This window comes from Streptomyces sp. NRRL WC-3549 (assembly GCF_000721935.1).
Classification (GTDB): Bacteria; Actinomycetota; Actinomycetes; order Streptomycetales; family Streptomycetaceae; genus Streptomyces.
Window position 1 is genome coordinate 79,757 of sequence record NZ_KL585440.1, and the last position, 6,109, is coordinate 85,865.

At 70.9% G+C, this 6,109-nt stretch carries 5 protein-coding genes and 2 pseudogenes; 6 read left to right on the plus strand and 1 reads right to left on the minus strand.

Features of this window, described 5'->3' with window-relative positions:
• From IH13_RS0133280 to IH13_RS0133305, 6 genes and pseudogenes are all read left to right on the plus strand, one after another.
• Positions 1 to 360 (plus strand): annotated as a pseudogene (locus IH13_RS0133280) (TOBE domain-containing protein); the annotation flags it as partial.
• A gap of 55 nt (positions 361 to 415) precedes the next feature.
• Positions 416 to 1,225: pseudogene (locus tag IH13_RS0133285) on the plus strand (ABC transporter permease); the annotation flags it as partial.
• A complete protein-coding gene (locus IH13_RS0133290; RefSeq protein ID WP_031090381.1) occupies positions 1,222 to 2,028 on the plus strand; it encodes an ABC transporter permease in 807 nt (268 codons plus the stop codon). The pseudogene IH13_RS0133285 and the gene IH13_RS0133290, both read left to right, overlap by 4 nt.
• A 21-nt stretch (positions 2,029 to 2,049) precedes the next feature.
• The gene (locus tag IH13_RS0133295; protein WP_031090383.1) at positions 2,050 to 3,465 is read left to right on the plus strand and encodes an NAD(P)/FAD-dependent oxidoreductase; all 1,416 of its coding nucleotides are present in this window, start codon (positions 2,050 to 2,052) and stop codon (positions 3,463 to 3,465) included.
• A 139-nt stretch (positions 3,466 to 3,604) separates the two neighbouring features.
• The gene (locus IH13_RS0133300) at positions 3,605 to 4,075 is read left to right on the plus strand and encodes a hypothetical protein (protein ID WP_031090386.1); all 471 of its coding nucleotides are present in this window, start codon (positions 3,605 to 3,607) and stop codon (positions 4,073 to 4,075) included.
• Between the two features lie 86 nt (positions 4,076 to 4,161).
• Positions 4,162 to 5,991, plus strand: a complete 1,830-nt coding sequence (locus IH13_RS0133305) for a chitinase (protein WP_031090388.1) — start codon at positions 4,162 to 4,164, stop codon at positions 5,989 to 5,991.
• Here IH13_RS0133305 and IH13_RS41700 read toward each other — a convergent pair.
• On the minus strand, positions 5,942 to 6,109 hold a 168-nt coding region (locus IH13_RS41700; RefSeq protein ID WP_324605213.1), incomplete at its 5' end, for a phosphatase PAP2 family protein. The genes IH13_RS0133305 and IH13_RS41700 overlap by 50 nt on opposite strands.

Below are 6,109 nucleotides of genomic sequence, written 5' to 3' on the forward strand. Positions count from 1 at the left end.
CAGAGATGTGTATAAGAGACAGGCCCGGTCCCGACCCCGCCCGGAGGCCGGCTCCTCGTCGGCGTACGGCCGGAGAAGATGTCCCTCGCCCCGGCAGCCGAGGCCGGGCCGGCCACGGACGGCCGCAACCGCGTCACCGGCCGGATCACCGAGGCCGGCTTCACCGGGGTGAGCACGCAGTACGTGGTCGAGAGCCCGGCGGGCAAGGCGCTCCAGGTCTACGAGCAGAACACCGGAGAGCGCCGGGGGTTCGCCCCGGGTTCGGAGGTCGTCCTGCACTGGGACCCCGCCCACACCTTCGCCCTCGACGCCGCCCTGGACATGGAGGCCGGTGTGCAGAGCGTCCAGGACACGCCGTGAGCACGACCGGCGCGCCACCGGAACCTGTCTCTTATGAGATGTGTATAAGAGACAGCTCGTCTTCTTCGCGCTGCCGATGGTCTACCAGGCGTCCACCTCCGTGCAGACCGGATCCCTTGAGGAGGGGTTCCAGGTCACCTGGCACGTGGCGACCTACAAGGACGCCCTCGCCGACCACTACCCGCAGTTCGTCCGGTCCCTGCTGTACGCCGGCACCGCCACGCTCCTGTGCCTGCTGCTCGGGTACCCGCTCGCCCACCTGATCGCCTTCAAGGCCGGCCGGTGGCGCAACCTGGTGCTCGTGCTGGTCATCGCCCCCTTCTTCACCAGCTTCCTGATCCGCACGCTCGCCTGGAAGACGATCCTCGCCGACGGAGGCGCGGTCGTGGACGCGCTGCGGAGCCTGCACGTCCTGGACGTCACCAGCCTGCTCGGCTGGACCGAGGACAACCGCGTCCTGGCCACCCCGATGGCCGTCGTCTGCGGACTGACCTACAACTTCCTGCCGTTCATGGTCCTGCCGCTCTACACCTCGCTGGACCGGATCGACCCCCGGCTGCACGAGGCGGCGGGCGACCTGTACGCCACCCCGGCCGCCACCTTCCGCACGGTCACGCTGCCGCTGTCCAGGCCCGGGATCGTCGCCGGCACCCTGCTGACGTTCATCCCGGCCAGCGGCGACTACGTCAACGCCGAGCTGCTCGGCTCCACGGACACCAAGATGGTCGGCAGCGTCATCCAGTCCCAGTTCCTGAGGGTCCTGGACTACCCGACCGCGGCGGCACTCTCCTTCATCCTCATGGCGGTCGTCCTGCTGATCGTCACCGTCTACATCCGCCGCTCCGGGACGGAGGACCTCCTGTGACGCGTCTGCTCCGATCGCTGCGGCGGAACCTGGTCGTGATCACCGGACTGCTGACCCTGGCCTACCTGGTCCTGCCCAACCTCGTCGTCCTGGTGTTCTCCTTCAACCGGCCGAACGGGCGCTTCAACTACGCCTGGCAGCGGTTCTCGCTGGACGCCTGGAAGGACCCCTGCGGGGCCTTCGACCTCTGCGGCTCGCTCTCCCTCTCCCTGCGGATCGCGGCCCTCGCGACGCTCGGGGCGACCGTGCTCGGCACGACGACCGCCTTCGCGCTGGCCCGCCACCGCTTCCGGGCACGCGGCGCGGTCAACTCGCTGATCTTCCTGCCCATGGCGATGCCCGAGGTGGTGACGGCCGCGTCCCTGCTCACGCTCTTCCTCAACATGGGGGCCGAACTCGGCTTCCTCACCGTGCTGGTCGCACACGTCACGTTCTGCCTCAGTTTCGTGGTCACGGCCGTCAAGGCGCGCGTGATGTCGATGGACCCCCGGCTGGAGGAGGCCGCCCGCGATCTCTACGCGGGCCCCGTGCAGACCTTCCTCAGGGTGACCCTGCCCATCGCGGCTCCGGGCATCGCGGCCGGGGCGCTGCTCGCCTTCGCGCTCTCCTTCGACGACTTCGTCATCACCAATTTCAACGCGGGCTCCACGGTGACGTTCCCCATGTACGTCTGGGGATCGGCGCAGCGCGGAACACCCGTGCAGGTCAATGTCATCGGTACGGCCATGTTCGTCATCTCCGTGGCCGTGGTCGGCGTGGGACAACTGGTGGCCGGCCGGAGAAAGAGCCACGCGCAGAAGTAGACCCCCGAGGAGCTGGAACCCATGGCCTTCGACACCGTGCGCCGTGCGGCGACGTCCCTTTCCGGGGCGCGCCCCCTTCCCTACTGGCTCGACGACCCCGGCAGGCCGACGGCGAGGCCCGCCCTCGCCGGGGACGAGGTCTGCGACCTCCTCGTGGTCGGAGGCGGCTACAGCGGGCTGTGGACCGCGCTGCTCGCCAAGGAGCGCGACCCCGGACGCGAGGTGGTCCTCATCGAGGCACACGAGGCGGGCTGGGCGGCCTCGGGCCGCAACGGAGGGTTCTGCGCCGCCTCACTGACCCACGGCACGGCCAACGGCCTCGACCGCTGGCCCGAGGAGATCGCGGAACTGGAGGATCTGGGCAGACGCAACCTGGACGCCATCGAGGAGGCCGTCACCCGCTACGGCATCGACTGCGCCTTCGAGCGCACCGGCGAGATCGACGTGGCCACCCGGCCCCACGAGCTCGCGGGCCTACGGGACTGGCACCGCCGTACCGGTGAACTAGGCCTCGCACAGCCGGAGTTCCTGGACCGGGACCGGATGAGGGCCGAGGTGGACTCGCCGGTCCTCCTCGGCGGCCTGTGGGACCGGCGCGGGGTCGCCCTCCTCCACCCCGCGAAGCTCGCCTGGGGGCTGAAGCGGGTCTGCCTCGGACTCGGCGTACGCGTGTACGAACACACCCCGGGGCTGGCGCTCGCGCGGTCGGGCGCCGGTGTGGCGGTGCGCACCCCGTACGGCAGGGTCTTCGCCCGGCGCGCCGCCCTCGGTACGAACGTCTTCCCCTCCCTCGTCAGACGGCTGCGCCCCTTCACCGTCCCGGTGTACGACTACGCGCTGACGACCGAGCCGCTGAGCGCGGACCGGCTGGCCTCGATCGGCTGGAGGAACCGGCAGGGGCTCGGCGACAGCGCCCATCGCTTCCACTACTTCCGGCTGTCGGCGGACAACCGGATCCTCTGGGGCGGATATGACGCCGTCTATCCTTTCGGCGGTCGCACGGACCCCTCCCTGGACCAGCGCCCGGAGACGTTCCTCAAGCTCGCCGCGCACTTCTTCACGTACTTCCCGCAGCTTTCCGGCGTGCGTTTCACCCACGCCTGGGGCGGCGCGATCGACACCTGTTCGCGCTTCTCCGCGTTCTTCACGACGGCGTACGGGGGACGGGTCGCCCACGCGGCCGGGTACACCGGCCTCGGTGTCGGAGCCACCCGTTTCGGGGCCGAGGTGATGCTCGACCTGCTGGCCGGGGAGCGCACGGAGCGCACCGCGCTGCGGATGGTCCGCTCCAGGCCCCTGCCCTTCCCGCCCGAGCCGTTCGCCTGGGCGGGGATCGAGCTCACCAAGAGGTCGCTCGCCCGTGCGGACAGCCACGGCGGCCGTCGCGACCTGTGGCTCAGGGCGATGGACCGGATGGGGTTGGGTTTCGACAGCTGACCCGGGTGGGCGCGGGCCGCGTGACGCACCTCACGGCACCTTCCGCCCCGACCCGCGTCATGATCCGGCTCCACGGCGCTCTCCCCCTCGTACCCACCGGCGGGACCCCGCCGGTGACCACGGGGAAAAGGAGACACTCATGGCCGCCACGGGGGCGAAGGCAGCGATCGACTGGCTGGTGTCGGTGGCGCCGGATCCGGACGCCTGCCGTCGGGAATGGGAGCGCGATCCGCTGGGGATCGCACTGCTCCCCGCCGGCCGGCGCTGGGACGTGCTCGCCGTCCCGGCCGTGCTGGGGTATCCGACGCTGGACGTGCTCACCCGTCTGGTTTCCGCGCCCGGTCCGGTCCTCGCCGGTTTCGGGGACTCCCGGATGGGCTTCTTCGTCCCCCCGGGCACCGCGTCGGGCTGGCTGGGCACCGGGGTGCGGGGGATCGGCCGGGACAGCTGGATCGCCGTCCCCCGGCCGGGCCGTGCGGCCGGCGCGGCACGGTGGCTGGTCCTGCCGGACGGGTCGGGGACGCTCGTCGATCCGGTGCTCCTGGAGCTCGCGCTGCACGAGGCCGCCGCGGCCCGGCGAGCCCACGGGGGAGCGGGCCGGGAGGAGTGAGTCGGTGCCAGAGGTCTTGACAACCGGATTGGTCTGGACCATGTTGTGCGCGGCCGCACTCAATTTCCCCCAGCACGGAGGCTGTTGTGGAACGCACCGGACCACCCGCCCGACTGACCGGATTTCTGGCCGTCTGCTCGGCGGCCCTCCTGGCCGCCGCCGGACTGGTCGCCTCGGCGCCGGCCGCCACCGCCGCGGACGCCGACCTGGCGCGCAACGGCGGCTTCGAGGCGGGCCTGGACGGCTGGACCTGCTCGGGCGGCAGCGGAGCCGTCGTCAGCACCCCCGTGCACAGCGGTACATCGGCGCTGAAGGCGACCCCGGCCGGCAGCGACAACGCCCTGTGCTCCCAGAAGGTTCCGGTCCGGGCCGACTCGACGTACACGCTCCAGGCGTGGGTGCGGGGCGACTACGTCTATCTCGGCGCGTCCGGCACCGGCACCACGGACGTCTCCACCTGGACCCAGTCCGCCGGTGCGTACACCCGGCTCACCACCACCTTCAAGACCGGCCCCGGGACCACCTCGGTCACCGTGTACACCCACGGCTGGTACGGCACCGCCGCCTACTACGCCGACGACGTCACCCTGGTCGGCCCCGGCGGCGCCCCCGCCACCGTGCCGGCCGCGCCCACCGGCCTGAAGGCCGGCACCGCCACCTCCACCGCCGTCCCGCTGAGCTGGACCGCGTCCGCCGGGGCCACCGGCTACCAGGTCTACCGCGACGGTGCGAAGGTCCAGTCGGTCACCGGCACCTCGGCGACCGTGTCCGGTCTGGCCGCGTCGACCGCTTACAGCTTCCAGGTGAGCGCGGTCAACGCCGCCGGCGAGTCCGCGAAGTCGGCGGCCGTGAGCGCCACCACCACATCGGGCGGAGGCCAGGAAGGCGGCGGCGGGGACCTGCCGGCCCACGCCCTCGTCGGCTATCTGCACTCCAGCTTCGCCAACGGCTCCGGCTACACCCGGATGGCCGACGTCCCCGACTCGTGGGACGTCGTCAACCTCGCCTTCGGTGAGCCGACCTCCGTGACCTCCGGGGACATCCGCTTCTCCCTCTGCCCCGTCACCGAGTGCCCCGGGGTGGAGAGCGAGGCCGAGTTCAAGGCCGCGATCAAGGCCAAGCAGGCGGCCGGCAAGAAGGTCCTGATCTCCATCGGCGGCCAGAACGGCCAGGTGCAGCTCAACTCGACGGCGGCCCGCGACACCTTCGTCTCCTCCGTCTCCAAGATCATCGACACCTACGGCCTGGACGGCCTGGACATCGACTTCGAGGGCCACTCGCTCTCGCTGGACACCGGTGACACCGACTTCCGCAGCCCGAAGAGCCCGGTCATCGTCAACCTGATCTCTGCGGTGAAGACGCTCAAGGCCAGGTACGGCGACGACTTCGTCCTCACCATGGCGCCCGAGACCTTCTTCGTGCAGCTCGGCTACCAGTACTACGGCTCCGGCCCCTGGGGCGGCCAGGACCCGCGCGCCGGCGCCTACCTGCCCGTCATCCACGCCCTGCGCGACGACCTGACCCTGCTGCACGTCCAGGACTACAACTCGGGCTCCATCATGGGCCTGGACGACCAGTACCACTCGATGGGCGGCGCCGACTTCCACATCGCCATGACCGACATGCTGCTCACCGGCTTCCCGGTGGCCGGCGACCAGACCAAGGTCTTCCCGGCGCTACGCCCCGACCAGGTCGCCATCGGCCTCCCGGCGTCCACCCAGGCGGGCAACGGGCACACCTCCCCGGCGGAGGTCACCAAGGCGCTGAACTGCCTGACCAAGAAGACCGACTGCGGCGCGTACCAGACTCACGGCACCTATCCCGGACTGCGCGGGCTGATGACCTGGTCCATCAACTGGGACCGCTTCAACGGCTGGGAGTTCTCGAAGAACTTCGACGCCTACTTCGGGAACTGACCTCCCTCAGCACCAGCAGCAGCGCGCCCCCCAGGCACCAGCTGGCCAGCACGTCCAGCGGCCAGTGGTAGCCGCGCAGCACCAGACCGATGCTCGTCGCCGCCGTCAGCAGGACGGC

Coding starts and splice junctions, on each gene's coding strand:
- IH13_RS0133295 (WP_031090383.1), top strand. CDS start 2,050: ATGGCCTTCGACACCGTGCGCCGTGCGGCGACGTCCCTTTCCGGGGCG.
- IH13_RS0133300 (WP_031090386.1), top strand. CDS start 3,605: ATGGCCGCCACGGGGGCGAAGGCAGCGATCGACTGGCTGGTGTCGGTG.